We start from the raw sequence: 26,720 nt of genomic DNA, 5'->3' as shown, positions 1-26,720 counted from the left end.
TGCCCCGGAACTGGTAGATAGGTTTCGCCCCCTTTGGGAAGTTCTCTACCAGCCTTTTCGGGATGATGTGAAAAATATTTGAATAAGAGCCTAATGCTCCTGGGATCACCATTCAATCATCGCCACAGGAACAAGCTATGCTCCCTAGGCTGTGCCTTAGCCCCCAGCGATCGCGGGAATGATGCTGACTTCGTCGCCATCCTTGAGGGGCGTTTCAAGGCCATTCAGGAAACGAATATCCTCATTGTTGACATAGAAATTCACGAATCGCCGCAGTTGACCCCTTTCATCACAGAGGCGCCCTTTGATGCCAGGGCAGTCCTGTTCTAACTTTTCGAGCAGCTCAGCGATCGATTGGGCTTGGCACTCCAGCGTGGCCTGATCGCGGGTGAGTTTTTGCAAGGGGGTAGGAATCAAAACGGTAACAGCCATAGACTTCTCGAAACCCTCAATCAACTTCAAAAGGACCAGAAAACCTAGACCAAGACCGGTTGCCAATCTAACCGTTCCAGCGTGCGCGATCGCTCTAGGGCACGCTCAAAGCTAGCCAATTTGGGTTCAATCCTCAGGGGTTGGCCAATGTCGTTTTGCACCGCCTCTTGGGTTTTCAGGCCATTGCCCGTGATATAGACAACCGTCACCTCTTCCGGGTCAATAGTGCCGGCTTCCACCAGCTTTTTGAGCACGGCAATGGTTGTGCCGCCCGCGGTTTCGGTAAAAATACCCTCTGTTTCGGCCAGGAGCTTAATCCCGGCCACAATTTCTTCATCGGTGGCCGCCGCGATCGCCCCATTGGTTTTGCGGGCAATGTCTAGGGCATAGACCCCATCGGCGGGGTTGCCAATGGCAATGGACTTAGCAATCGTGTTGGGCTTCACGGGTGCCACAAAGTCCCGCCCTTCGGCATAGGCTTGGGCAATGGGAGAGCAACCTGCGGCTTGAGCACCACTACAGCGCACCGGCTTGTCGGCCACAAGACCCACTTCCACAAATTCGCGGAAGCCTTTGTAAATTTTTGTGAACAAAGAACCGGAGGCCAAAGGAGCCACAATGTGGTCAGGGAGCTGCCAGCCCAACTGTTCAATCACCTCATAACCAAGCGTCTTTGACCCTTCCGAGTAGTAGGGACGCAAATTGATATTGACAAACCCCCACCCATGGGTATTGGCCACTTCCGAGCAGAGGCGGTTCACTTGGTCATAGTTGCCCTCCACAGCCATCACCATTGGCCCATAGATGAGCGTGCCCAAGACCTTGCCTGCTTCCAGATCCGCGGGAATAAAGACACAGCAATCTAGCCCGGCGTGGGCGGCAATTGCCGCTGTTGAATTCGCCAAGTTGCCGGTACTGGCACAGGAGACCGTCGTAAACCCCAGTTCCCGCGCCCGTGTCAACGCCACCGAAACCACCCGATCCTTGAAGCTGAGGGTAGGCATATTCACTGCATCGTTTTTGATATACAGATGCTTGAGTCCGAGGCGGCGCCCCAGCCGCTGGGCTTTGAGGAGGGGCGTCATCCCCGTCCCCACGTCAATGGGGTTTGCCGAAGTCACCGGCAAAAAGGCACGGTAGCGCCAAATGGACTTCGGACCTGCCTCAATCGTGCTGCGAGTCACGGCTGCCGCCAATCGGTTGAGGTCGTACTTCACCTCAAGGGGGCCAAAGCAGTATTCGCAAACATGAATGGCTTGGGGTTCGTACTCTGCCCCACACTCTTTGCATTTGAGGTGGGTAAAGTAGGTGGTTTCGGGAGTGGAGGTCAAGGTTGCGGTCATGGGTCTTAGACTGCCTCAGACAAGTTGTTGACCATCCTAGCAGGGGGCGATCGCCCTGTCAAATATATCCGACTATTTTTATCGGGATTTGAGTGCCCCCAAGAATCTTCCCTGTTTTCCTTGGGGGATATGTTACCGACCATCCGTTGACGCAATCCTGAGACTTTTTGTGATTTTATATATTCACTGGCAGCCGCGGTGCTCACACAACCAATATGGATGACGCAAAAACCAACCTGCGACAACAGTATCTCCAATGGCGGCAGCACTTGAGCGATCGCGAGTGGCAAAATCGCAGTCAGCGCATTTGTCAGCACTTGCTTAGTCATCCCCAGTTTCAACGGGCAACCACAGTTTTGGCCTACGTGCCCCATCGGCGGGAACCCGATTTGCGCTCCCTCTGGCCACTGCCTAAACAGTGGGGCTTGCCCCGCATCGTGGGTCGGGATTTGCAGTGGCATTGTTTTGGTGGCAAAGAAGACTCTCTCCAGCAAGGACGTTATGGCATTTGGCAACCTGCTGCTAACGCTCCGCTCATCGATCTAAAGGTGGTTGATCTGTGTTTGGTTCCTGCGGTTGCCTGCGATCGCCAAGGCTACCGTCTCGGCTATGGCGGCGGTTTTTTTGATCGTCTCTTCGCCCACCCTGACTGGCAACATGTGTGTCGCTGGGGCATTGTGTTTGAGTCAGCGGTGGTAGAAGAATTGCCCCGTGACCCATGGGATCAGCCCCTCCAAGCGATTTGCACCGAATCAGGCATCTTTGAGGTCACCTAAAGCCCCGGCGTTGCTAAGACTGGCTGGGTCGAGACTATGGGTTTCTTCAGGCCCACTACCTCAAATATCTGCGCCATCGAGGTGGGGGGAATCGGGTAATTAAAGGGGAGTCTCCCTTGGGCACACAGGAAACAACAGCCGTAAAACGCAGCGCAGCGAAGTCCCGTGGGGGGACGACTCCACAGGCTCTATGGTCAACAGGGGAGCGATCGCCCGCGTTGAGGGATTTGTGTAATTTAATTCGATTCGCGACAGGCGTCTTGAGCCACACAACCGGCATAGTCGGCATCCCGTGAAGCAGACATACAGTTTGAAAGGCCTAAAATTTGCCTCTAGTCTAGCCAATTCTTGCATTCACCCAGGCGTCTTGCCGCTCAGGTATAATCCTAGGATTTAGAAAAGGGTTCTTGTTTTTTAGTCAAAAGCCCCTGCTGCTGCAGACAAACTTATTGCATCTCTTTCAATTATTCATGTCATAGGAGTGCTATCTTGCGTTACTTATTTAGTTCGGAATCCGTCACCGAAGGTCACCCCGATAAAATCTGCGACCAAATTGCCGATGCCATTCTGGATGCTTTACTCACCCAAGACCCCCAGAGTCGCGTTGCCGCTGAGGTCGTTGTGAATACGGGTCTCGTGCTGATTACGGGGGAAATTACCACCAAAGCACAGGTCAACTACGTCAACTTGGCACGGCAGAAAATCCGTGAAATTGGCTATACCGACGCTGAAAATGGCTTTGCTGCCAATAGCTGTGCTGTCATCGTTGCCCTTGATGAGCAATCTCCCGACATTGCTCGGGGGGTGGACACCGCCCAAGAAGCACGGGAACACCTGAGTGATGCCGAATTAGATCGCGTTGGAGCGGGCGATCAAGGCATTATGTTTGGCTATGCCTGTAACGAAACCCCTGAGTATATGCCCCTGCCCATTAGCTTGGCTCACCGCATGGCACGTCGCTTGGCCGCCGTCCGCAAAACGGGTCAACTCCCTTACCTGCGTCCCGATGGCAAAACCCAAGTCACCGTCATCTACGAAGATGGCAAGCCCGTGGGCATTGATACAATTCTGATTTCCACCCAACACACGGCCACCATTGGTGACATTAGCGACGAAGCCGCCGTTCAAGAAAAGATCAAAGCCGACCTGCGGGAAGCAGTGGTCAACCCCGTCTTTGCAGATCTGGCCATCAAACCCGATGACAAGACTCGCTTTCTCGTCAATCCCACGGGCAAATTTGTCATTGGTGGCCCCCAAGGGGATTCGGGACTGACAGGACGCAAACTCGTCGTGGATACCTACGGTGGCTATGCCCGCCACGGCGGCGGCGCCTTTTCCGGTAAAGACCCCACCAAGGTGGATCGCAGTGCCGCCTACATGGCTCGCTACATCGCCAAAAACATTGTTGCCGCAGGGCTGGCCGATAAATGCGAGTTACAGATTAGCTATGCCATTGGCGTTGCTCGCCCCGTGAGCCTGTTTGTGGATACCTTTGGCACGGGTAAACTCGCTCCAGAGCAATTACTGGAGTTGATTAAGAGCCACTTTGATCTGCGCCCTGCTGCCATCATCCAAACCTTCGGCCTGTGTCACCTGCCCCAAGATCGCGGCGGTCGCTTCTACCAAGATGTAGCTGCCTATGGCCACTTTGGCCGAAGTGACCTCGACTTACCTTGGGAAAAACTCGATAAAGTTGCAGAGCTGCAAGCGGCAGCCGCTCAGTTTCTCAGCACAGTCTAGGCAACCAATTGGGGGGAGTGGCTCCCCCCTCTTACCGAGTAATTCGTTGCAGGCAGGTTTGTGCCGTTTTAGTAAGCATCTGGCGCACTTCTGGGGTCACATTGGTCTGGACATCTTCACCGATTGCCTGAAACTGGGCTAAGGTCAGTGACGATTGCAATTCATTGATCACACAGCTACAGTAAGCGTTACCGTACTGTGCCATTTGCGGCACCTGTTGTTGCAGAGCAGTCGTACATTCACTCGTAAATCGGGAAACTACTTCTGGGGGATAAGGAGCAGCGATCGCCCCCCCCGCGAGGGACACTGCACTCAAAACAGCAAAGGCGATGGATGATTTCTTTGGTAAAGACATGCTTTTTATCCCTCGTGTGTCAAATGTTGAATGTCCATTCACTCTTTAATGACTTCTCCAGTGTAGGCAGGTTCCAAGGAATGTGTCACCTTAAGCGATCGCCACAGGCTGAAGATTTACATTCCTGTAGCCAGACGTTACACTTAAGGATTGGACGACCACAACCCTGTCTAGCCTAGCCCTATGACCCTATACAACCCCTCCTTGTACGAAGAACCCATTTCCCAAAAGAACTTAACAGCGGCGGGGCGTTCAGATCGCTCCATTTTGGAATGGTTACAGCAAACGGGTCGATTGATTGCCCGCGATGGCAATGAGGCAGATCCCCTTCTAGATAGCGCCCTTGATGATATGGGTGAAATTGAAGAGTTTGTTGGTGACTCCTTGGGGGATTACGACGAAGAAGAGGACCTAGGGCTTGAGGAGTAGCGCACGGATGCCCCTATTATCGGAGTGACGTGCTGTAAGATTCCCATGCCCTCGCCCAAAACCACCGCCACAGTCAAAGCCACTTGGCTCACAGGACAGCGACTTTTTGGCCTTCTTGCCATTGCCCTGCTCATGGCAAGTCTTGCCTACGACACCAAGGCAACTCAGTGGCGGCAGCCGCTGCAAACCTTAACGGTGCCTTGGGTGGTGGGTTTTGCTGTCGTTGCGGTTCTCGGGATGGCTGTGGTGCCCATCCTACGGCGACTAAAGACAGGGCAAATTATTCGCGAAGATGGCCCGCAATCCCACCTACAAAAATCGGGCACACCGACGATGGGGGGAATCTTTTTTGTGCCAACGGGGTTGGGTCTGGCACTCCTGTGGACGGGACTGGTTCAGGGGAAACTATCGGCAACAGTGGGGGCGATCGCCCTGTTGGTGCTCTGGTATGCCACCATTGGCTGGTGGGATGACTGGCAAGTGCTGCGGCGCAAATCCAATAAAGGCTTATCGGCTCGGCTGCGGCTCCTCCTAGAGGGTATGGGGGCAGCGCTCTTCTGTGCTTGGCTAGTGGGTAGTGATCCCGCTGCAACCATTGTCACTGCTCCGTGGGGATGGGTCTGGCCGCTGGGAATAGGCTTTATTCCCCTGGCAATTTTTGTGCCGATGGCGGAAGGGAATGCCCTAAATCTCACCGATGGCCTAGATGGCCTAGCAGCCGGCACCGCAGCGATCGCCCTGTTGGTTCTGGGAATGATTCTCACTCCCCATCCTGATTTGCAAATTTTGGCGGCGGTCATGAGTGGTGCCTGCCTTGGCTTTCTCGGGCACAATTACCATCCGGCGCGGGTATTTATGGGGGATACGGGTTCCCTGGCGCTTGGGGCGCTCCTAGCGGGCATTGGCTTGGCGAGTCACCACCTTTGGGAGCTGTTGATTGTTAGCGGTCTTTTTTTTGTGGAGTCGCTCTCAGTGATTGCCCAGGTGCTCTACTACAAAGCCACAAAGGGACCTGACGGTGTGGGCAAACGACTACTGCGGATGGCTCCCCTGCACCATCACTTTGAATTGGGCGGCTGGTCAGAACTGCGGGTTGTGAGTACATTCTACGGGGTGGTTGCCCTCTTGGGGGTGCTCTGTGGCTTCCTGAAATGGCTGACCTAAGTCTGGCGGGGAATCTCGATGAAAGCAGCAGTGCTCTACGGCAAAGAAGATGTGCGCATCGAAAGCGTGGCCGATCCCACGCCGGGGCCGGGGGAAGTGGTGATTCGGGTGCGGGCAGCAACCACCTGTGGCACTGACTTAAAGGTGTGGCAGCGGGGAGGTCATGCGCGGATGCTGACGCCGCCCATTCTCTTTGGCCATGAAGCAGCAGGAGAAATTGTGGCCTTAGGAGCGGGGGTGACCGGATGGCAGGTGGGCGATCGCGTAGTGGCCAATAATTCTGCCCCCTGTGGCCAATGTTTTTACTGCCAGCGACAGGCCTTTTCCCTCTGCCCTCACCTAGAGTTCAACAATGGCACCTTTGCCGAATATCTAAAAATTCCCGCCAGCATTGTCCGCCAGAATCTGCTGCCCATTCCCGAGTCCCTCTCCTTTGCCTTGGCGGCGCTCACAGAACCCCTTGCCTGTGTTCTCCACGGTGTGGCTCGCTCTGGGTTTGACCCCGCCATGGTTGAGCAGTGGCCCAGTCCACCGCAAATTGTTGTCCTTGGCGATGGTGCCATTGGTTTGATGTTCATTGGTGTTCTGGCTCAGCAGGGAGCGCGGGTCTTCGCCTTTGGCGGTTCTGATCAGCGGCTGGGGATCGCCCGTACTTTTGGGGCAGAGCAGACCATCAATCATCACCAGTGCAGCGATATTCCCGCTGTCGTCCGAGATTGGACAGAGGGGCGCGGCGCCGATATTGTCATTGAAGCCACTGGGGTTCCCGAAGTCTGGGAAACGGCGATCGCCTGTGGTCGCCCCGGTGCCACGATTAACCTCTTTGGCGGCTGCCCGCGGCAAACCTCCATCCGCGTGGACACTGAGCGCCTGCACTACGAAGAATTGACTCTCAAGGGAGTCTTTCACAACACGCCCACCTTTGTCCGCCAAGCCCTAGAGTTAATTGCCAGTGGCACGCTCCCCTTCGAGAAACTGATTAGTGGCCAAGCCCCCCTAACGGAGATTGAAAGCGTCCTCCAAGCAATGAAGGCGCGCCAAGTGATTAAAGTAGCGCTGCACCCCTAGCTATTCCCGCAGGAGCAAATAGTACAACTGCCCCGGCGTATTGATCAGACCCGCCCGCGCCTTGGCTACATCTCCTGTGCCCATGAAAATATCCACACGCCCCGGCCCGCGAATGGCACTGCCTGTATCCTGATCCAAGACAAAACGGCTGACGGGAGTTGGCTGCCATTGACCTTGGGCTTTGAGGGGAATTTTCGTGTCGATCACGGCCAAGGCACCCGGTGGCATCAAGGCCTTATCGGTGGCGATCGACCGCTCTGGGGTCACGGGTGTGGAGAGACTGCCGGTGGGTGGCCGACCTTGGGTGTATTCAAAGAAAACAAAGCTGGCGTTGCGGGGCAAATAGCGATCTAGCTCAGCAGGGTTGGCCTTAAAGTAGGCAACAAGCCGCGGCAGGGTCAGTTCCTCGCGGGCAATTTTGCCATCGCGAATAAGTTCTTGGCCAATACTGGTGTAGGGGTGATTGGTTTTGGCGGCATAGCCGACGGTAAAGCGGCGACCGTTGGGCAGTTGCAGTTCCGCAGACCCTTGGACGTGAACCAGAAAAGCCTCTAGGCGATCGCGCAAATAGACCAGTTCCAGACCCCGCAAAGGCCCTTTGCGCCACTGCAGACCATCCGCCCCTTCCAGTTCCAAGCGGGTTGGGTGGGGTTGTGGCCACTGCTCCAAATTGGGGGGACGCCGAAACAGGGGATAGCGGTACTCGGCGGTGGGCACTAAACTAGCGCGGTAGGTGGGTGCATAGTAGCCTGTAAACTCCACTCGCCCTTGGCCATCGCTACCAATGGATTGGTAAAACACAAATTCCCGCTTCACCGCTGCTTGGAGTTCTGCCGCAGAGCGATGGATGTGTACCAAATGGCGAAAGCGTTCCAGGGAGCGAATCACCCGCTGATGCAGATTGGATCCTAGGGCTGCCCCTGGCTGGCCGGGAGCGGTGTAGGCGGCATAGTCTCGGCGTCCTTTCTCGCTGCGCAGGTAGCGCAAACTGTGCTCAATGGCTTGCAGAAGTCGTGCCCGCTCACGGGAGGATTCCCCCAGAGTTGTATCCAGGGCAACCGTCGGCGGGAGTTGGCTTTGGCGGATTAAGGGAGCAACGGTTGGGGCGGTGGCGATCGCGCCCATTGCCAGGATGACGACCCCCTGAATCCACCCAGTGAATAAACCCGCCATCGGCTTTAGACAAACCGATCCACACTAGAGGTAAACACCGGTTCCACCCGAATGGCAAGCACCTTCGAGGGACGCACCACCATGTATTCCCCTTGAATATTTTTAATAGGAACGGAAATAAAGTCGTTGGAATTTGCTTTGGCCGCTAACTCATTGCTGTACCACTTCTGGAAGTCTTGAATGGTGGGGAAGCGCACCTCCTCACGGTGACCGCCATCCAGAAATAAATGAACCGCAAATTCAGACGGGGTTCTGGGCATAGGCGCGATCGCTCATCCTTATCCTGCACATTATATTATCGCCCTATTATCGCCCTCCTTGGTGGCTTTAGGTGCTAAGGTCCTCCAGTGAGGGGACGGGGGGCGCGATCGTAGTACTGAGCCGTCATTGTTGGGTTGAGTGCCCGCGCCCGCGCATAGTCCCGTTGCGCCAATTCCACATTGCCGCTGTCGAAGTAAGCCATACCCCGACTGTAGTAGGCGGCAACAAATTGGGGATCCCGTGCTAGAGCAGCATCAAAGTCCGCAATCGCCGCTGTATAGTTTCGCAGGGCGAGATAGGCCATGCCTCGGTTGTAGTAGGCGGCAATAAACTGTGGGTCATTGCGCACTGCCGTAGTAAAGTCGGCGATCGCCCGCTGCATATCCCCTTGGTCGTAGTAGGCCATGCCACGAGCAAAGTAGTAATCGGCGCTAGGGTTGAGTCTGATTGCTTGGCTAAAGGCTTCAATGGCAGCATCTAGATTACCAGTCCCTTGGTGCATCAACCCTATGTTGTAGTAGTCCTCAGCACTGCGGGGTACCAGTCGTTGTAGCTCCTGAAGTTCAGGTGTGGTCAAGGTGGCGATCGCCATCGGCTGTGCTACAGCAGCCCTGCTGAGACCAACAAAAGCAGCTAAAACTATCAAAGTACTGAAGAGTGGTTGGCGCATCGTTGGCCTCCTTTCGGCATCACTCAGCCCTACTTCGATCCTAAAAGAAAATGAAGAAATCGCCCAGTAGACGATAAGAGCTGTAATGAACCACTGGGTACGACCCTTTCCCTAAAATATGGAGTACGCAGAAAATACCGTCATATAGCAGTTGTGACTGTTTTAATTCCATCCTTGGGAAAAGGACTGTCTGTTGATATCTTTGTGTTTGGCCACCACTCAGCAGTGCTCCATCTCTTGGCTCAGGCGGGATCTAGGGCACTGGGGCGGAACTCAGTGTGATATTCAAAGGGGATTGTAATTAACAATGCGCCCAAAACTCTCCGGCTGCAAACTGGCGCCACCCACAAGAACCCCATCAATTTCTGGCTGTGCCATAATCGCATCAATGTTGGTGGCATTGACCGAGCCACCGTACTGAATGGGGACATCGGGATTCTGCAACTTGCTGCGAATTAAACCAATGACACGGTTGGCTTCCGTTTCTTCACAGGTGTCGCCGGTACCGATTGCCCAAATGGGTTCGTAGGCAATGACCAAATTGGTCTGATCCACATCCACCAAGTCCAGCGCTAACTGCTGCAAGATATGGGCTTCTGTTTCCCCTGCATCCCGCTGCGCTTTTGTCTCGCCGACACAGAGAATGGGGGTCAGACCGTGCCTTTGAGCAGCCTTGAGCCGTTGATTGACCGTCGCATCAGTTTCACCAAAATACTGCCGCCGCTCACTGTGGCCAACAATCACGTAGCGCACACCCAACTCCACTAGCATCGGTGGCGAAATTTCGCCCGTAAACGCCCCTTGATCTGCCCAATGGACATTTTGGGCACCCAGTTTTACCCGCGTTCCGTGCAGACTCTTGGACAACACACTCAAACAGGTATAGGGGACGCACAGCACCACCTCGCGATCGCCGGGCGTATCCACCAACTTTCCTAAAAAATCCTGTAGGAAGGCCACCGCCTCCTGTTGGGTTTTGTGCATTTTCCAGTTGCCAGCAAGAACTTTTGGGCGCACTCGTCCTGATTTTCCTTTGTAAAACTCAGCGTATTTAAGAGTACCACACGGGTTGCCTCTACCATTAACGCTTTGTTGCTGTAAGAAGTGGATGAGACTGAACCCAACTTGTCCCAAACCGCCGCAACTCGGGGCGACTGACATTTGGGTTGAAGGCGAGGAGTACGCCGTCCGAATTTGACTTAGTAGGTGTCGTTGTCAACCGTTACGTAACCTAGTTGCAAAACTTCTGCTAGAGTGGCACTCACCTCTGCCGCAGACCACTGCAACTGCTCAGCTAATTCTGGCACCGTTAAGGACTGGGGCTGGCGCATCATCAGTGTTAAAGCGATCCCTGGCGATCGCTCAAAACTAGTAAATCTGCGGGATCAAGACCCATGGCTGTCCTCGCCAATCTGAGAGTTCAAGGTCTATTTTCACACCCTGCCACCAAGGAAAGATTTCCTCCCCAAGTCATAGAATCTAAACGGCCAGCCCATCAGAAAAAGGGTCATTCCGCGTCTTGAAAATACTGCTGCGTGTAAAACTGAGCATAGCGGGCAGACTGAGCTAGGAGTTCTTGGTGAGTGCCACTTTCAACGATCCGCCCCTGCTCTAGAACAAGAATGCGATCGGCGCGACGAACCGTCGCCAAGCGGTGGGCAATAATAAAGACAGTGCGCCCTTTCATTGCTTTCTCTAGGGCGCTTTGAACTAAGGCTTCCGATTCGGCATCTAAAGCAGAGGTGGCTTCATCCAAAATTAAGATGCGCGGATCGGCATAAACGGCGCGGGCGATCGCCAGTCGTTGTCGTTGCCCCCCGGAGAGATTGATTCCCCTTTCCCCCACCCATGTGTGATACCCCTCAGGAAACTGAGTAATAAAGTCATGGGCATTGGCAATTTTGGCGGCCTCAATTAGTCGTTCCCAATCTGGTTTAGGGTAACCAAAAGCAATATTTTGGGCAATGCTGCCTGAAAAAAGAATGGTTTCCTGGGGAACGATACCAATTTGCCGCCGTAGGCTTTTGAGGCTGACAGTTTTAATATCAATACCATCGATCAAGACTTTCCCCGCTTGGGGGTCATAAAAACGCGGCAATAGGTTAACAATGGTTGATTTACCCGCCCCTGAGTGTCCCACAAGGGCAATCACTTCGCCCGGCTCCGCTAAAAGATTAAAGTCATTGAGTACCGGCCGCTCTGGATCATAGCCAAAGCACACATCTAGGTATTGCACTTTCCCAGAAATGGGAGGTAAGGGCTGCGCCTGGCTGATTTCCTTGATCGTGGGTTCTACAGCCAACAGGCCAAAGCTGCGCTCCACCGAGGCCTGTGCCATTTTCAGTTCGTTGTAATCGGCGGAAATCATATTAATTGGGTCTATCAGTAGTGCCACTGCGGCAACAAAGCTCAGGAACTGTGGTCCTGTGAGATGGCCTGCATTGATTTGCCATGCCCCTAAGATAAACAGCAGCATGATGCTGAGGGCTTCGAGAAACCCCACCACAGGGTATTGCATTGACTTGATGCGTTCTGCACGGTAGCGAGCACGGCGGTTAGTGTCGGCTTGTTGTTCAAACTGCTCGACGACATAGTCTTCAGCGGCAAAGGCTCTAATCAAGCGAATCCCAGAAAAAATTTCCGTGAGGTGGGAAGCTAAATCGGCAATCCTGGCTTGACTCAGGCGCGACTGTCGCAGCAAACGGTTGCCAAACCAAGCAATAAGAAATGTCATCAGCGGTGCAATGATCATCGTTCCCAGTGTTAATTGCCAGTTGAGGTAGAACATATAACCAATAACGGCAAATGTTGTTAAAACTGAGGGGATCAGACGATGAAAACTGCTATTGATCATGACACCAATGCGATCTACATCCTCGGTGAGGCGATAGGTGAGATCGCCCGTCGCTGCTTTCTCGAAATAGTCCACACCCAAACGATGCAGATGACGGTAAAGCCGCACCCGAATGTCATAGACAATTCGTAGGGAAATATCAGACATGAGGACATCTTGGCCGAATTGGCAAAAACTGCGACCGACAAACAGCAGCGAGGAGGCCGCACACCACTGAATGAGGCCGAGTAAATCTCCTGCGCCAATGAGCTTGGCCGCTTGGCCAATCAGGTAGGCGATCGCCGGCATGGTCGAGACGTAGCCGAGGGTACACAAAAAAGCAACCAGCAACCGTCGCCGATAGGGAAGGATATAAGCAAATAACGGCCGGTAGCTGGCATTCCAAAGCATGGGCTATTTTCCGATGCAAAAACGGCTAAAGATTTGTTCTAACACGGACTCCGTCACCTCTTCCCCGGTTAGGGTGCCAAGGGCACGGGCGGCGGCATGAAGATCTATCGTCCAAAAATCGAGGGGCAGTTGGGCATCAATGGCCGCAAGCACGTGATTCAGGGATTGGTGAACCTGCTCCAAGAGCGCCGCTTGGCGTTGGTTGATGGCAAAGTCTAGGTTGGCGGCAGTAACCCCTTGGCCTTGAACAAGGTCTAAAATGGCATCCTCCAAATGCTCAATTCCCCTTTGGCTAAGGGCAGAGAGCAGGACAGTGGGAATGGGGGCAATGGGCAATGCAATATCTTTGCTATCTATCGTTTCGCTGAGGAGATCGGCTTTATTCAAGACGACTAAGACTGACTTAGGCGCCTGTTGTTGCCGCTTTTGGAGATTGAGTTGGTCGTAAATCTCTTGATCAGCGGCTGTCCACCCTTGACTCGCATCGATGACAAAAAGGATGAGATCGGCACTGGCGGCAGCTTGGCGCGATCGCTGGACGCCAATTTGTTCAACAGGGTTATCGGTCTCGCGAATACCGGCGGTATCGAGCACTTGGATTGGAATGCCACCTACAACCAATTGGGACTCCACAATATCGCGGGTGGTGCCGGGTAAATCTGTAACGATGGCGCGATCGCTACGGCTCCAAGCATTGAGCAGGCTCGACTTCCCGACATTCGGGCGACCCACAATGGCCACCTTTAACCCCGTGCGAATCAGTGCCCCCCGTTCCGCCGTGGCCAAAAAATCTTCTACTTGATGCTGTAGCTCGCGAATTTGGGCGGCAATGGCGGCGGGGTCAAGGGGGGGTAGCTCATCGGTAAAATCAAGCCGCGCTTCAATTTCCGCCAAAAGGGATAGACAGGTTTGCCGAATGTGCTTGAGGGGTCGGCCTAGTTTGCCCGTCAGACCCGCGAGAGCCATTTGGGCCGCGGCTGTGGATTGGGCGGCCACCAGTTCAGCCACACTTTCGGCTTGGGTGAGATCAAGGCGACCGTTGAGAAAGGCACGCAGAGTAAATTCTCCCGGTTCGGCTAAACGGGCGCCGGCGGCAATGCAGAGTTGCAGCACGCGCTGGACAGGAATCAGCCCGCCATGACAGTGAAATTCCACCACATCTTCGCGGGTGTAGGAGCGGGGAGCCAGCATTAAAAGGAGGAGGGCTTCATCTACCCGTTCCCCTGTTCGGGGATCACGCACATAGCCGTAGAGAATGCGGTGGGATTCCCAAGGCTGCTTGCCGGGTGCCTCAAATAAAGACTGGGCGATCGCAACAGCCTTGGCTCCAGAGAGGCGGACAATGCCGATACTCCCTTGCTGGGGCACAATTGCCGTGGCGATCGCCACAATCGTGTCATGGAGGTGTTGCACTAGCCTTGGTGATGTTGCTCCTTTAGAAACTCATCTCGGCAGCTTGTACTTTCTCCACTTGTTTCTTCTTCAGGACAAGCAGAATCTGCGAGAGGGTAATGGCGGCAAAGAACACCAACAGCCACTTAATGCGGTTCGGATCCTGAAGGACAATTTCCGTATCCTTTTGACCAAAACCGCCCACATTGGGATTGTTAGTGAGGGCTTCGCCCGCAGCTACCGTTTGACCTTCACTGACAATGAGTTCAGGGCCGGCGGGAATAGTTTCCGTCACTGCTTCACCGCTTTCGGGGGTGATTACCACCGCAGTACTGCCATCGGGGTTAGGGGTAATACGGGTAATTGTGCCCGCAATGGGTGCGGTAAAGACGTTGTTGTTGCTCTTTTCCCCATTGGGATAGATTTGGCCGCGACCACGGTTACCCCCGGCATGGACGGCGTATTTACCGAAGTGGATGGATTTATCTGTCTCTGGATTGGGGGCAAGAATGGGGAAGACAATTTCTTGATACTGCTCACCCGGTAAGGGACCTACCAGAATAATGTTTTGCTTGTCCTCGCTGTAGGGTTGGTAGTAAATACCGCTGGTTTTAGCCTGCAACTCCTCAGGCAGGCGATCGGGAGGAGCAATTTTGAAACCTTCGGGCAGCATGAGCACTGCCCCCACATTGAGACCCCCCTTGGAGCCATCCCCCAGCACCTGCTGCACACTGGTGTCATAGGGAATTTTCACCACCGCTTCAAAAACAGAATCGGGGGTCACAGCTTGGGGAACCTCCACTTGGATGGGTTTGGCAGCCAAGTGACAGTTGGCACAGACAATTCGGCCTGTGGCTTCGCGGGGACTGTCATAGCCCTGCTGGGCATAGAATGGGTAGGCCTGTGCCTGCGGTGACCAGAGAAGTACACTGGCGGCAAGGGCGATCGCCAGCGTTAGAGATTTGAAAAAGCGTTTCATAGCACTCCCTAATTTTTTACGTCCACCAAGGTTCTTTGCCGGTGCGGAAATCGAGTTCCGTCCAAGGGGTAAACACCAGTTTGTCATCTTCGGTAACCGTGGCATTTACCAGTGCCAATGGGAGGGGAGCAGGGCCACGCACCACCTTACCGGTGCTGTCGTATTGAGAGCCATGGCAAGGGCAAATGAACTTGTTCTCACTGACATTCCAGGGCACCACGCAGCCAAGGTGGGTGCAGACGGCATTCAAACCGTAATTGGCAATTTGATGATCCTCGGTAACAATCACATAGGTGGGATCCCCTTTAATCCCTTGGGCAAGGGAGCGATCGCCCGGCAAATGCTTTGCAAGGTAATCGGATACCTTAATGTCGTTACCCAAGGCATCCTTCGCAACAACACCCCCCCCTGTGCCGCCACTGGAGGGCGGAATGAAATACTTGACGACAGGGTAAAGAGCGCCTAACGCTGTACCCGTGATGGTACCAAACGTCAGCAGATTCATAAACTGTCGCCGCCCCATATCGGGCACATCAGACATTCCAGAAACTTGAGCCATGGTTTACGCTTATTTACTAAGGAATCGAAACAGATAGCCGTAAGATGATTACGTTTGTTAACTATTATCACACTTTCTGAGCCGTCCCGACCGCAAGGACTGATATTCTTGCCAATGCTGACACCCCTCACCGGTGATGAACTCCACGCCTTGCTCCTGCGCAAATGGGGGCGCTCCTTTGACCTGCAGTTTCGCCGCGTGGGCGATCGCGTGTTTTTACAGGTGATGTGGCGCTACCTTGAGCAGGCGTCCTATCCCGATACCCCTGAAGATTATGCCGCCCACCTAAGGGCGATCGCGCAGCACCTCAACGACTGGGGCTGTGCCCAGCAAGTCTGCGCCTTTATTGAGGCCACCCGTGAGAAACCCCGCCTTGGCAAGGCCGTAAATATCCCCCTCGATCTAGGTACCCGCATTATTGAATGGCTGGAATAGTCCCTTAGCAGATTTCTGAAAAAATGTTAAGAATGTTAAAAAGGATTGCGATAATGTGGGAGATGTCCCCCCAATGCCTGAGAATGTTTGCGGAAGGTTACGTCAGCCCCTTGGGTCAATCGCCGTACCTCTCTTCCCTTCGGAAGGGCGGTGAGTCGTAACACTCCAATGGCAGATGCCACATTATCAAGACCCTTGTTTTACAATTCCAACTTTGGAGGAACTCAATGAGCGTCGTCACGAAATCTATCGTGAATGCAGATGCCGAGGCCCGTTACCTTAGCCCCGGTGAACTGGATCGCATTAAAAGCTTTGTCAGCACTGGCGAGCGCCGCCTGCGCATTGCCCAAATCTTGACCGAAAACCGCGAGCGGATTGTCAAGCAAGCGGGCGATCAACTCTTCCAAAAACGGCCTGATGTGGTCTCCCCCGGTGGCAATGCCTACGGTGAAGAAATGACTGCCACCTGTCTGCGGGATCTCGACTACTACCTGCGGCTGGTGACCTACGGTATTGTTGCGGGTGATGTCACCCCCATCGAAGAAATTGGTTTGGTGGGCGTGCGTGAAATGTATAACTCCCTCGGCACTCCCATTTCTGCTGTGGCCGAAGGGATTCGCGCCATGAAGAACGTTGCCTCCTCGCTGCTGTCTGCTGAAGACGCCGCTGAAGCCGGTTCTTACTTTGACTACGTGATTGGCGCCATGCAGTAGGTCGCCTCAGCATCCTTCATTGATTCATAGCCAAATTAGTTTTTGAGGAAAAAGAACTATGCAAGACGCGATTACCGCTGTCATCAACGCTTCTGACGTGCAAGGCAAATATCTCGACACCGCCGCCATGGAGAAGCTGAAAGCTTACTTTGCCACTGGCGAGCTGCGGGTGCGGGCTGCAACCGTGATCAGTGCCAATGCCGCCAATATTGTCAAAGAAGCAGTGGCTAAATCTCTGCTGTACTCTGACATTACCCGTCCTGGTGGCAACATGTACACCACCCGCCGCTATGCGGCCTGTATCCGCGACCTCGACTACTACCTGCGCTATGCCACCTATGCCATGTTGGCCGGGGATCCTTCTATCCTCGATGAGCGGGTGCTCAATGGGTTGAAAGAAACCTACAACTCTTTGGGTGTGCCCATCGCTGCCACGGTGCAAGCTATCCAAGCCATGAAAGAAGTCACCGCCAGCTTGGTGGGTGCCGATGCCGGCAAAGAAATGGGCATCTACTTTGACTACATCTGCTCTGGCTTAAGCTAGGTACAACTCTCCGGTTGCCCATCTGTCTGGGAGTTAGGGGTTAGAGTGTCAGCCTGTCATGGCAATTGTGCTTAAACAGTCTGGGTCTGGCCTTTAGCTCCCAGACGTGTAATCACCCCACATAGATTTGGAGTCCCATTCCATGCGCATGTTCAAAATTACCGCCTGTGTGCCGAGTCAAACCCGTATTCGCACCCAGCGCGAACTGCAAAACACCTACTTCACCAAACTGGTGCCCTACGAAAACTGGTTCCGCGAGCAACAACGCATCCAAAAAATGGGTGGCAAAATTGTGAAAGTGGAACTTTTCACGGGTAAGCCGGGGGTCAATACCGGTCTGGCCTAAGTGCCCCTCTAAAACTGTTTCCTAGCGATTTTGCGGCTTCACTGTTGAGATAGTTGATTGGGTGGGTTACTCCCCTCTGAGTCAATTATCTGAGCGGTGGAGCCTTGCTCATTAAAGAGCCTTTTTCAAGGCTTCTAAACCAGAAAACGCTCCCAGCCATCGCCATATTGGAACCGCATTTTCGGGAAAACGGCCTCTAGATTCTCGTGGGGGCGGGGGATCACCGTTGACGATAGATAGAGAGTTTTTTCCTTAGGACTCTGGGGTGGAATTTTCTTGGCAGCTTCAACACCGGCTGCAACCGCAATTTGCACTTCAGAAACGTCGCCGCGCACAATAATTGTCAGGCGAGCACCACTGACCAATTCATAGCCCACAAGGGTCACACGGGCTGCTTTCACCATCACATCGGCAACAGCTAAAGCAGGGGGATGGCCTAGGACTTCTACCATCCCAAGGGCAATGGGCATGAAGACCGCTCCTAAACACAAAAACTTGTTAAAATAATGCCATTTTTGCGATCGCTAGAGGACGCACTAATTTGGCAACATCAGCATATCACTTCTATTGATAGCCTTGATGAGTTCAACGGGCGATCGCCATAATTGATTTTTATCCCCCAAATCATCTTTTCTAATTGAGTCTTTCTTGGGGTATACGCCCCACCCCCATGAGTTTTGCTAAGCCAATCCCCGTAAAGTAGAGGGCAAGAAGGGCACCTGCCAACAGTCCCTGAGTAATCGGATCAATAGAGGGGGTCAACACGGCTGCCACGGCCACAGCAATGATCACCACATAGCGCCATTGGCTGAGCATTTGCGGAATCGAGACTATGCCGAGGGCAATGAGAACCAACTGAAGAATAGGGACTTGAAAAGCCAATCCAGTGGCGAGAAGCAACAGCAAAATAAAGTCCACATAGCGATCAATCGACCACAGTTGCTCCACCACCTCTGCCCCATAGTTAATGAAAAAGCCGAGGGCTGCGGGTGCCAAGAAGGTGTAGGCAAAGACTAAACCCGCAATAAAAAGAATCGATGAGCCAAAAACTACCGGTGCCAGCAACCGTTGTTCACGCCGTGTCAGTCCCGGCAGGATAAAACGGATGGCTTGGTAGAGAATCATCGGCGTTGCTAGGAGGATGCCACTGTAGGCCGCTGCTTTACAGGAGACAAAAAAGTATTCCCCCGGACTGAGTTGGAGGAACTTAGCACCATGGGCTGGTTTTTCAAGGAACTGAATGATCCAGCGGACTTGGGTAAAGCACAGAACAATAGTGACAGCAACAGTACCGAGGATAACAAAGAGCCGCTGCCGCAACTCCTCTAGGTGATCCCAGAGGGACATTTCCACTTCATTGGGCAGTTCATCCTCCGGGTCAATGGGGTCAGTGACCTCAAGGGTGCTGTCAAGGATGGCCGAGGATTCTGGCGGGGGGCTATCAAGATCGGGCGATCGCGTCATCAAATGTCAGGAATTCTAGCTCTTCAATATACGATTATGAACGAGGTTTCTAGATTGCATCCCTTGGGGGTATCTCGTATTTTAGAAAAGAGCTATAGCGCAAGCACTATCATGCCTTAGCACCGCCCGCAGGGGTGGCAATTCAATTCTCAAGTCTTGGCCGACACTGTCTATGTCCTTAATGGCAATTCCCCGCAGTTGGGGTAAGCTGCCGCTGACGGCGGAACTGCTCAGCAAATTACAACACCAACGGGAACTTGTCCTCACGGGAATCCCCCGCTTTGTCAAGGGCTTGGTGGCCACCACACTGGCGCAGCAGAGTCAGCAATCCCTGTGTGTGATTACCTCCACCCTAGAGGAGGGGGGACGCTGGGCAGCGCAACTGGAACTCATGGGCTGGGATGCCGTTCTCTTTTACCCGACATCGGAGGCCTCTCCCTATGACCCCTTTGATTTGGAAGCGGAGATGGTCTGGGGGCAACTCCAAGTTTTAGTCGAGAGTAATCGCCCCAATATTGCCATTGTCACCACGGAACGGGCACTGCAACCCCATTTACCCCCACCAGAGCAGTTCCGTGCTGCCTGTCTAACGTTACAGGTGGGTCAAGAGCAATCCCTAGGGGAGGTGGCCACCGCCTTGGCTGCCCTTGGTTATGAGCGAGTTCCCCTGGTGGAAACGGAGGGTCAGTGGAGTCGGCGCGGCGACATTGTGGATATTTTCCCCGTCTCGGCGGAGCTGCCGGTGCGTCTGCAATGGTTCGGCGATGAAATTGAGTCCATTCGCGAGTTTGATCCGGCCAGTCAACGCTCTTTACAGGCTGAAGGCGATCGCCTTGATGCCCTTGAGCAGGTCACACTGACACCCACTAGTTTTACGCCGCTGATTGCCCAAGCCCTGCAGGCAGCGGGTCAAGCCCATCTCATTCCAGAAGATCAAGAGGGGCTGCGGCGCTACCTTGGGTTGGCTTTTCCGCAGCCGGCCTCGCTCTTGGACTATTTGCCGACCCAAACCCTAGTTGCCGTGGATGAGCCGGCCCTTTGTGCTACCCATGGCGATCGCTGGTATGAGCAGACTCAAGCCTATTGGCAAACTTTAGACCCCCCACCGCCCCCCATCCATCGCCCGTGGTCAGACAGGGTTCAAACCCTTGAACGCTTTCAACGCCTACACCTCTACGAACTGGCCGGTGAGGGGCTAGGTCTTAATTTGTCAGCCCGGGCAGTGCCGGCCATTCCCCACCAATTTGCTCGCTTGGCGGCGACGCTGCGGGAGGAGCGGGACAAGGGCTACACCCTGTGGTTGGTCTCGGCACAGCCGAGTCGTTCGGTGGCCCTATTGCAGGAGCACGATTGCCCCGCCCAGTTTGTGCCCAATCCCAAGGACTTTCCGGCCATTGACAAACTACAGCAACAGCGAGTGCCCATTGCCCTCAAAGCGAGTGGTTTAGCGGAAATCAGTGGTTTTATTTTGCCCACCTTCCGCACTGTGCTGGTGAGCGATCGCGAGTTCTTTGGCCAGCACAACTTGGTCAACCTCGGTTATGTGCGCAAACGCCGCCGCGCTGCTGCCAAACAGGTGGATCTGAACAAGCTCCAGCCGGGGGACTACGTTGTCCATCGCCAGCACGGCATTGGCCAGTTCCTGCGCCTTGAAACGCTAACGATTAACAATGAAACCCGCGAGTACCTTGCCCTACAGTATGCCGATGGCATTCTCCGCGTGGCTGCCGATCAACTGAATAGTCTCTCCCGCTACCGCAAACAAGGGGAGGGCGTCCCCCAGCTCAATAAGTTAACGGGGAACACTTGGGAACGCACCAAAGCACGGGTGCGCAAAGCTGTTAAGAAAGTAGCCGTGGATCTCTTGCACCTCTATGCCCAGCGCGCTCAACAACGGGGCTTTGCCTTTCCCCCCGATACGCCTTGGCAGCAGGAGATGGAAGACTCCTTTCCCTATCAACCAACTCCTGATCAACTCAAGGCCATTCAAGAGGTCAAGGCCGATATGGAGAGCGATCGCCCCATGGATCGGCTCATCTGCGGCGATGTGGGCTTTGGCAAAACTGAAGTGGCCATTCGTGCCATTTTTAAGGCCGTCATGGCAGGTAAGCAGGTGGCGGTTCTTGCGCCCACAACAATCCTAACGCAGCAGCATTACCACACCCTCAAGGAGCGCTTTGCCCCCTATCCAATTCAAGTGGGACTCCTCAATCGCTTTCGCAGTGAGCGGGAGCGCCAAGACATCCTGCAGAAACTCAAAACTGGCGAAATTGACGTTGTCGTGGGAACCCATCAGCTGCTGAGTAAGGCGGTTAAATTTCGCGATCTCGGCCTCTTGGTGGTGGATGAGGAGCAGCGCTTTGGCGTTAACCAAAAGGAGAAAATCAAAGCCCTGAAAACCCAAGTGGATGTCCTCACCCTGAGTGCGACACCGATTCCGCGTACCCTCTATATGGCGCTGTCGGGGGTGCGGGAAATGAGCCTGATCACGACGCCTCCCCCCTCGCGGCGCCCAATTCAAACCCACCTAGCCCCCTATGACCCAGAAACGGTGCGCAGTGCAATTCGCCAAGAATTAGATCGGGGGGGGCAAGTCTTCTATGTCGTGCCTCGTGTGGAGGGCATTGAGGAGGTGGCCGCCAAACTCCAAGGGATGGTGCCCAGCGCCCGTATTCTCATTGCCCACGGTCAGATGGCAGAGGGGGAACTGGAATCCACGATGCTCGGCTTTAGCAATGGCGAGGCGGATATTCTCGTGTGTACGACCATCATTGAGTCGGGCTTGGATATTCCGCGCGTCAATACGATTTTGATAGAGGACGTACAGCGGTTTGGTCTCGCCCAGCTCTATCAACTGCGGGGACGGGTGGGACGCGCCGGCATTCAAGCCCATGCGTGGTTATTTTACCCCCGCCAAGAGGTGCTCACGGAGGCTGCCCGTCAACGGCTGCGGGCAATTCAGGAGTTTACGCAACTGGGTTCTGGCTACCAGTTGGCGATGCGAGATATGGAGATTCGCGGTGTGGGCAATCTCTTGGGGGCAGAGCAGCACGGTCAACTGGACAGTGTCGGCTTTGATTTGTATGTGGAACTGTTAGAGGAGGCGATCGCCGAGATTCGCGGCCAAGAGATTCCCACCGTTGACGATACCCAAGTGGATCTCAATGTCACTGCCTTTATTCCCGCCGACTACATGCCCGATCTGGCGCAGAAAATGGCGGCCTATCGCGCTGTGTCTGCAGCAACCACCAAGGAAGAATTGACGCAACTGGCCGCCGAGTGGAGCGATCGCTATGGGGCATTGCCCAAACCGGTGCAGCAACTGCTGCGGGTGGTCGAACTCAAGCAACTGGCGCGCCAGTGTGGCATTAGCCGCATTCGCCCCGAGGGCAAGCAACACGTGGTTCTCGAAACCCCCATGGCGGAACCGGCGTGGAAACTGCTCCTGGAGCAACTGCCTCCCCATCTCCACAGTCGGTTTGTCTATCATCAGGGCAAAATTACTGTGCGGGGATTGGGGCTACAGCCAGTGGAAAAACAACTGGAGCAGCTCATTGACTGGTTCAGCCAGATGCAAACCACCTTGCAACAGCTCCCTAAAGAACGGATTGGGGATCTAGTTGCATTAAAAGGGGTTCAAGAATAACCTCCCAAGGGGGTAGAGGGGCGCCCAAAACCGCCTCCAACTTCTCACAATTGAGCACAGAAAAGGCGGGGCGCTTGGCGGGGGTGGGATACTCATGGCTGGGAATGGCCTCTAGGGCGGCAGTGCTGTAGCCTCGGGCACGCAAATGCTCAAAAATTTTGGCGGCAAAGCCATACCAGCTGGTGCTCCCCCGCGGTGTCAGGTGATAGAGGCCGCTAAGGGAGGGAGCCGCAAGCCAGCGTTCAAGGAGCTGATAGGTGACCTGGGCAAGAAAGGGAGCCGCCGTGGGCGTCCCAATTTGATCGGCAACAACCCGTACCACAGGGCGGGTTTGGGCTAGGCGAACCATGGTTCGTAAAAAGTTCTTCCCCCGCAGGTCATAGACCCAACTGGTGCGCAAAATGAGGTGGGCAGGCTGCTGGCGGGCGATCGCCTGCTCTCCTAGCCACTTACTGTAGCCGTAGGCATTGAGGGGGGCAGTGGCATCGGTTTCCCGATAGGGCAGGGATTGGTTGCCGGCAAACACATAGTCGGTGGAGTAGTGAATCAACAGCCCCCCCACCGTTGCCATTGTTTCTGCCAAAAGACCCACAGCCGTGCCATTAATCCGTTGTGCCCGTTGCGGTTCCCGTTCCGCCTGATCCACAGCCGTATAGGCTGCCGCATTGATCACCACATCGGGTCGCAACATTTTCAGCAGGCGGGGAATGGCCTCTAAATCTTCCAAGTCCAGCGTTACGGCAGTGCCTTGGCGAGCAACGGGAATCACTTCAGCGCCGGGGGGGGCTTGCTGCACCAATTGCCAGCCCACTTGTCCGGTTGCCCCCAAAATGACTAGCCGCATTTTCCGCACTCCTTGGCGATGAACTGATTGTTAAAATACTTTAAGAGTTTGCGCCACTGCCCATGAATACGGCAATTGTCCCCCTTGATTCCGCGCCCCAAGAGATTGCGATCGCGGCTGAAACCCTTCCCAATGATTTGGATACCTTTCAACCCTACGATCCGGTGGCCATTGATGCCTACTATCGGCGGCGACCTTTGCTGGTGTTGAGTCGCTGGTTGCGGATTCTCTGGCCGGTGTTTTGGCTTCTTTTTAACCGCTGGTGGGACAGGATCACCGGCCAGAGCAAACAAAATCAACGCCGGCGGGCGATCGCCCTGCGGGAAACGTTAACCCGTCTTGGCCCGGCCTACATCAAAGTGGGACAAGCCCTCTCCACCCGTCCTGACCTTCTCCCTGCTGTATATCTAGAGGAGTTGACAAAACTCCAAGATCAATTGCCCCCCTTTCCCAATGAAGTGGCGTTTCAGTTTATTGAGGAAGAACTCGGTGCTCCTCCCGGTGAACTCTTTGCTGAACTCAGTGATCACCCCATTGCCGCTGCCTCCCTGGGGCAAGTGTATCGCGGCAAACTCCACAGCGGTGAAGAGGTGGCCGTTAAAGTGCAACGCCCCGGTTTAGCAGAAAGTATCACCTTGGACATTTACATTCTGCGGGGGGTAGCCTATTGGGCAAAACGCCTAATCAAAGACATTCGCAGTGATTTAGTGGCCATTCTCGATGAGTTTGCCAGTCGCCTGTTTGAGGAAATGGACTATACCCAAGAGGGACGGAATGCCGAACGCTTTGCCCGCCTCTATGGCCACTTGACGGATGTTTATATTCCCAAGATTTACTGGAATTACACGCGGCGGCGGGTGCTGACCATGGAGTGGGTGACGGGGGTTAAACTCAACCAACCGCAGCAAATTCAGGCCTTAGGGATTGATCCGCGCTACATGGTGTATGTGGGGGTGCAGTGCTCCCTGCGGCAGTTGCTTGAACATGGGTTTTTCCATGCGGATCCGCATCCGGGGAATCTGTTGGCCATGCCCAGTGGGAAATTGGCCTACCTTGACTTTGGCATGATGAGTGAGATTGCCCCAGAGCAACGCTATGGCTTGTTAAATGCTATTGTCCATATTGTCAATCGTGAGTACGAAAGCCTTGCTCAGGACTATGTGCATTTGGGCTTCCTGACGCCGGATACGGATCTTGAACCAATCATTCCTGCTTTGGCCTTGGTGTTTGAGGATGCCTTGGGGGCAAGTGTCTCGGAACTCAATATCCAACGGATTTTTGATCGCCTCTCAGAGGTGATGTACGAGTACCCTTTTCAGGTGCCCGCCTACTATGCCTTGATTGTGCGATCCCTCCTGACCATGGAGGGGATTGCCATGGGGGTTGATCCTAACTTCAAGGTTCTCAGTGCTGCCTATCCCTACATTGCCAAGCGACTACTCACGGATCCTGCCCCGGAGCTGCGCAGGAGTCTCACCAATCTCCTCCTCAAGGATGGTCAATTTCGCTGGACACGCCTCGAAAATCTGCTGCGCAATGCCCGCGAGAGCCGTGACTATGACTTTAATGTGGTGCTAGAGCAGGCCTTGGATTTTCTGTTTTCGGAGCGGGGAACGGAGTATCGCGATCGCCTAGCAGATGAAATTGTCAAAAGTCTCGACACGTGGGCGCGGACAACGATGGGACAATGGAACTTGGTGCAACTGTTACCCCTCGTAACCCGTCCAGTACCCGCAACGGCAAGTTCCAATATCGTCACTGAACCTAATGCCCTAGAGCATTTGCGCCGCATTTTCAGCATCTTGCAGGATACTCCCGGCTTCGACTGGGGTAAAGTCATTCCCGTGATTCTGCGGATTATTGTGCGCCCAGAGGTACAAGAGATGGGGCAGCGTATTGTCAACGGCCTCCTACAACGGGCGATCGCCCGCTTTATTCGGGAGATGTTGCTGGCGGACTCGCCGCCGGCGCTTCAGACGCGGGGTTTGTCCCGCTAGGTTCTGGGGACGGCGGTGGGGGGGTCTGCTCAGAAGGTGTGGCAGTCGGTGTGGGTGAAACTTCACTTGCAGGCGGTGGGCCAGGGGGTCGTCGCGGCGTCACTGGGGTTGGTGTGGGTGCTGGCGGCGGTGCTGTGGGGGCAGCTTCAGGGGGCTGAGCACGGCATACCTCTGGACGATACTCAAAGGCAAAGGTGAGCGCTAGGGCTTGATACTGCCCTGTGGCCTCAAAGGACTGCTGACGTACCCGTTCTAGGGCCGCTTGATCGAGGAGCGCAGAGCCACTACTGCGAATAATCTGGGGATTGCGACTGAGCAGACCCGTTTCAGGAGCGGCATTGGCAGGGAGTAACTTGCCCTGGGGAGTGACGACGACAGCAACCGTTGTTTCCCCCTGCAGGCGATCGCCACAGGCCTCTTGGGGATAAAAATCCGTGATTCGCTGGGCTAAATTCACTTGCAAATTGGTGGTATTGAGGGTCAGTCGGGCTTGAGTAAACCAACGGGATAAGGCTGCTGCCGCTTCACTTTCTGTGGTTGCCACTGACTCCGTAGGGGTGGATTCAGAAGTTGGTAGGGGTGAGACCAGTTCGGGGGCAACGGCAACATTTTCATTCGGGGTTGTCGGAACCACGGGTAAGGGGCGGGGGGGCGGGGGCAATTGCCACAGGGGCGGCAGTGGCTGCATCGGCACTGGAGTAGGCAAGGGCGGGAGTTCCGCCAGCGGCGGCAAGGGGGGCAGTGGTGCCAAGGGGGCAAAGGAAAGGGGAGGGGGTTCGATGCCTGTAAAGGGCAGGGGCGGGGGCGTCGTTGTAGCAAGGGGTGGCAATTCGGTAGGCAGCAGCGGCTCGATAGAGGGTAACTCCGCTTCCAGTTCTGGCGAAAGGCTGACCAAGGGCACCAGTTGATCTGTAGCCAACTCTGGTGGTGTGGGTTCTGGCACCCGCACAAAGGCAAGGATAACGGCATGCACAAGAATTGAACTGGCGATCGCCAGCCGTGTGGGCTCCCACACTGGCCACTGAGAAATCTTTTGCCAAAGGGGTTGAATCGGCAGCCGCAGCATACAAGACACTCCACACCCGTGAATATCCACGACGATTGTATCTCGGCTGATTCTCCCTCATGCCAAGCAAGACTTGCTAT

General features: G+C 54.5%; 27 protein-coding genes. 11 read left to right on the top strand and 16 right to left on the bottom strand.

All coding sequences use genetic code 11. The annotated features are described in order from the left end of the window. Positions 1-156 precede the first annotated feature (156 nt). Positions 157-432, bottom strand: a complete 276-nt coding sequence (locus Q0711_RS07530) for a MoaD/ThiS family protein (protein WP_298613318.1) — start codon at positions 430-432, stop codon at positions 157-159. A gap of 44 nt (positions 433-476) precedes the next feature. Then, positions 477-1,775, bottom strand: a complete 1,299-nt coding sequence (thrC, locus tag Q0711_RS07525) for a threonine synthase (protein ID WP_298617210.1) — start codon at positions 1,773-1,775, stop codon at positions 477-479. Between the two features lie 215 nt (positions 1,776-1,990). On the opposite strand from thrC, the gene Q0711_RS07520 reads away from it, so the two are divergent. Together Q0711_RS07520 and metK are read left to right on the top strand one after the other, a co-directional pair. After that, positions 1,991-2,551 (top strand): 5-formyltetrahydrofolate cyclo-ligase, encoded by a 561-nt coding sequence (locus tag Q0711_RS07520; protein ID WP_298613324.1) that lies wholly within the window; start codon positions 1,991-1,993, stop codon positions 2,549-2,551. 489 nt (positions 2,552-3,040) lie between these two features. Further along, positions 3,041-4,291: a methionine adenosyltransferase gene (gene metK, locus Q0711_RS07515; RefSeq protein WP_298617208.1), complete on the top strand. Its 1,251-nt coding sequence runs from the start codon at positions 3,041-3,043 to the stop codon at positions 4,289-4,291. 31 nt (positions 4,292-4,322) lie between these two features. On the opposite strand, the gene Q0711_RS07510 is transcribed toward metK, so the two are convergent. Further along, positions 4,323-4,646: a hypothetical protein gene (locus Q0711_RS07510; protein ID WP_298612473.1), complete on the bottom strand. Its 324-nt coding sequence runs from the start codon at positions 4,644-4,646 to the stop codon at positions 4,323-4,325. A gap of 183 nt (positions 4,647-4,829) precedes the next feature. On the opposite strand from Q0711_RS07510, the gene Q0711_RS07505 reads away from it, so the two are divergent. Genes Q0711_RS07505 through Q0711_RS07495 form a run of 3 tightly spaced genes read left to right on the top strand, consistent with a single transcriptional unit; the run spans position 4,830 to position 7,307 of the window. Beyond that, the gene (locus tag Q0711_RS07505; RefSeq protein WP_298612470.1) at positions 4,830-5,075 is read left to right on the top strand and encodes a DUF3134 domain-containing protein; all 246 of its coding nucleotides are present in this window, start codon (positions 4,830-4,832) and stop codon (positions 5,073-5,075) included. Between the two features lie 45 nt (positions 5,076-5,120). Next, positions 5,121-6,239: a phospho-N-acetylmuramoyl-pentapeptide-transferase gene (gene mraY / locus Q0711_RS07500; RefSeq protein ID WP_298612467.1), complete on the top strand. Its 1,119-nt coding sequence runs from the start codon at positions 5,121-5,123 to the stop codon at positions 6,237-6,239. Between the two features lie 18 nt (positions 6,240-6,257). Next, positions 6,258-7,307: an alcohol dehydrogenase catalytic domain-containing protein gene (locus Q0711_RS07495; RefSeq protein ID WP_298612464.1), complete on the top strand. Its 1,050-nt coding sequence runs from the start codon at positions 6,258-6,260 to the stop codon at positions 7,305-7,307. Here Q0711_RS07495 and Q0711_RS07490 read toward each other — a convergent pair whose 3' ends face one another. The 9 genes from Q0711_RS07490 to petC all read right to left on the bottom strand — a co-directional run bounded on the left by Q0711_RS07490 (position 7,308) and on the right by petC (position 15,585). Continuing rightward, on the bottom strand, positions 7,308-8,480 hold the full coding sequence (locus tag Q0711_RS07490) for an MltA domain-containing protein (RefSeq protein ID WP_298612461.1): 1,173 nt from the start codon (positions 8,478-8,480) through the stop codon (positions 7,308-7,310). Positions 8,481-8,485: 5 nt separating this feature from the next. Continuing rightward, on the bottom strand, positions 8,486-8,740 hold the full coding sequence (locus tag Q0711_RS07485; protein ID WP_298612458.1) for a hypothetical protein: 255 nt from the start codon (positions 8,738-8,740) through the stop codon (positions 8,486-8,488). A gap of 74 nt (positions 8,741-8,814) precedes the next feature. Further along, entirely contained in the window at positions 8,815-9,411 is a 597-nt protein-coding gene (locus Q0711_RS07480) for a tetratricopeptide repeat protein (RefSeq protein WP_298612456.1), read from the bottom strand. A gap of 285 nt (positions 9,412-9,696) precedes the next feature. After that, positions 9,697-10,428, bottom strand: coding sequence for a triose-phosphate isomerase (gene tpiA / locus Q0711_RS07475; protein WP_298612453.1), 732 nt, complete (start codon positions 10,426-10,428; stop codon positions 9,697-9,699). A 182-nt stretch (positions 10,429-10,610) separates the two neighbouring features. Continuing rightward, positions 10,611-10,745: a helix-turn-helix domain-containing protein gene (locus Q0711_RS07470; protein ID WP_298612450.1), complete on the bottom strand. Its 135-nt coding sequence runs from the start codon at positions 10,743-10,745 to the stop codon at positions 10,611-10,613. 173 nt (positions 10,746-10,918) lie between these two features. Continuing rightward, positions 10,919-12,655 carry an ABC transporter ATP-binding protein gene (locus Q0711_RS07465; protein ID WP_298612448.1) on the bottom strand — a complete coding sequence of 579 codons (1,737 nt, stop codon included), beginning with the start codon at positions 12,653-12,655 and terminating at the stop codon, positions 10,919-10,921. A 3-nt stretch (positions 12,656-12,658) separates the two neighbouring features. Further along, positions 12,659-14,068 (bottom strand): tRNA uridine-5-carboxymethylaminomethyl(34) synthesis GTPase MnmE, encoded by a 1,410-nt coding sequence (gene mnmE / locus Q0711_RS07460; protein WP_298612446.1) that lies wholly within the window; start codon positions 14,066-14,068, stop codon positions 12,659-12,661. A gap of 22 nt (positions 14,069-14,090) precedes the next feature. Further along, entirely contained in the window at positions 14,091-15,026 is a 936-nt protein-coding gene (gene petA, locus Q0711_RS07455; protein WP_298612443.1) for a cytochrome f, read from the bottom strand. A 16-nt stretch (positions 15,027-15,042) separates the two neighbouring features. After that, positions 15,043-15,585: a cytochrome b6-f complex iron-sulfur subunit gene (gene petC / locus Q0711_RS07450; protein WP_298612440.1), complete on the bottom strand. Its 543-nt coding sequence runs from the start codon at positions 15,583-15,585 to the stop codon at positions 15,043-15,045. 114 nt (positions 15,586-15,699) lie between these two features. Between petC and Q0711_RS07445 the strand changes: the two genes are divergently transcribed. From Q0711_RS07445 to Q0711_RS07430, 4 genes are all read left to right on the top strand, one after another. After that, complete coding sequence (locus Q0711_RS07445) at positions 15,700-16,020, top strand: DUF3067 family protein (protein ID WP_298612438.1); 321 nt, start codon at positions 15,700-15,702, stop codon at positions 16,018-16,020. 227 nt (positions 16,021-16,247) lie between these two features. Then, positions 16,248-16,733, top strand: coding sequence for an allophycocyanin subunit alpha (gene apcA, locus Q0711_RS07440; RefSeq protein ID WP_298612435.1), 486 nt, complete (start codon positions 16,248-16,250; stop codon positions 16,731-16,733). A gap of 58 nt (positions 16,734-16,791) precedes the next feature. Then, positions 16,792-17,277, top strand: a complete 486-nt coding sequence (gene apcB, locus Q0711_RS07435; RefSeq protein WP_149817471.1) for an allophycocyanin subunit beta — start codon at positions 16,792-16,794, stop codon at positions 17,275-17,277. Positions 17,278-17,419: 142 nt separating this feature from the next. Beyond that, the gene (locus tag Q0711_RS07430) at positions 17,420-17,623 is read left to right on the top strand and encodes a phycobilisome linker polypeptide (RefSeq protein WP_011056799.1); all 204 of its coding nucleotides are present in this window, start codon (positions 17,420-17,422) and stop codon (positions 17,621-17,623) included. A 134-nt stretch (positions 17,624-17,757) separates the two neighbouring features. Here the strand turns inward: Q0711_RS07430 and Q0711_RS07425 are convergent, their stop codons facing one another. Then, positions 17,758-18,093: a carbon dioxide-concentrating mechanism protein CcmK gene (locus Q0711_RS07425; protein ID WP_298612426.1), complete on the bottom strand. Its 336-nt coding sequence runs from the start codon at positions 18,091-18,093 to the stop codon at positions 17,758-17,760. Positions 18,094-18,256: 163 nt separating this feature from the next. Next, positions 18,257-19,087: a twin-arginine translocase subunit TatC gene (gene tatC, locus Q0711_RS07420; RefSeq protein ID WP_298612423.1), complete on the bottom strand. Its 831-nt coding sequence runs from the start codon at positions 19,085-19,087 to the stop codon at positions 18,257-18,259. 172 nt (positions 19,088-19,259) lie between these two features. Between tatC and mfd the strand changes: the two genes are divergently transcribed. Beyond that, positions 19,260-22,733 carry a transcription-repair coupling factor gene (gene mfd, locus Q0711_RS07415; protein WP_298612420.1) on the top strand — a complete coding sequence of 1,158 codons (3,474 nt, stop codon included), beginning with the start codon at positions 19,260-19,262 and terminating at the stop codon, positions 22,731-22,733. Here mfd and rfbD read toward each other — a convergent pair. Continuing rightward, positions 22,684-23,577 (bottom strand): dTDP-4-dehydrorhamnose reductase, encoded by an 894-nt coding sequence (gene rfbD / locus Q0711_RS07410; RefSeq protein WP_298612417.1) that lies wholly within the window; start codon positions 23,575-23,577, stop codon positions 22,684-22,686. The genes mfd and rfbD overlap by 50 nt on opposite strands. Before the next feature lie 62 nt (positions 23,578-23,639). Here rfbD and Q0711_RS07405 point away from each other — a divergent pair, with 62 nt between their 5' ends. Next, positions 23,640-25,574: an AarF/ABC1/UbiB kinase family protein gene (locus Q0711_RS07405; protein WP_298617202.1), complete on the top strand. Its 1,935-nt coding sequence runs from the start codon at positions 23,640-23,642 to the stop codon at positions 25,572-25,574. On the opposite strand, the gene Q0711_RS07400 is transcribed toward Q0711_RS07405, so the two are convergent. Beyond that, a complete protein-coding gene (locus Q0711_RS07400) occupies positions 25,510-26,640 on the bottom strand; it encodes a hypothetical protein (RefSeq protein WP_298612412.1) in 1,131 nt (376 codons plus the stop codon). The two genes, Q0711_RS07405 and Q0711_RS07400, sit on opposite strands and share 65 nt — an antisense overlap. Between the last annotated feature and the right edge of the window lie 80 nt (positions 26,641-26,720).

Origin of the sequence: uncultured Thermosynechococcus sp., from assembly GCF_937958135.1 — a bacterium.
In the GTDB taxonomy this organism is placed as follows: domain Bacteria; phylum Cyanobacteriota; class Cyanobacteriia; order Thermosynechococcales; family Thermosynechococcaceae; genus Thermosynechococcus.
The sequence above is the reverse complement of the archived record's forward strand: the minus strand, read 5'-3'. Positions and strand labels throughout refer to the sequence as shown.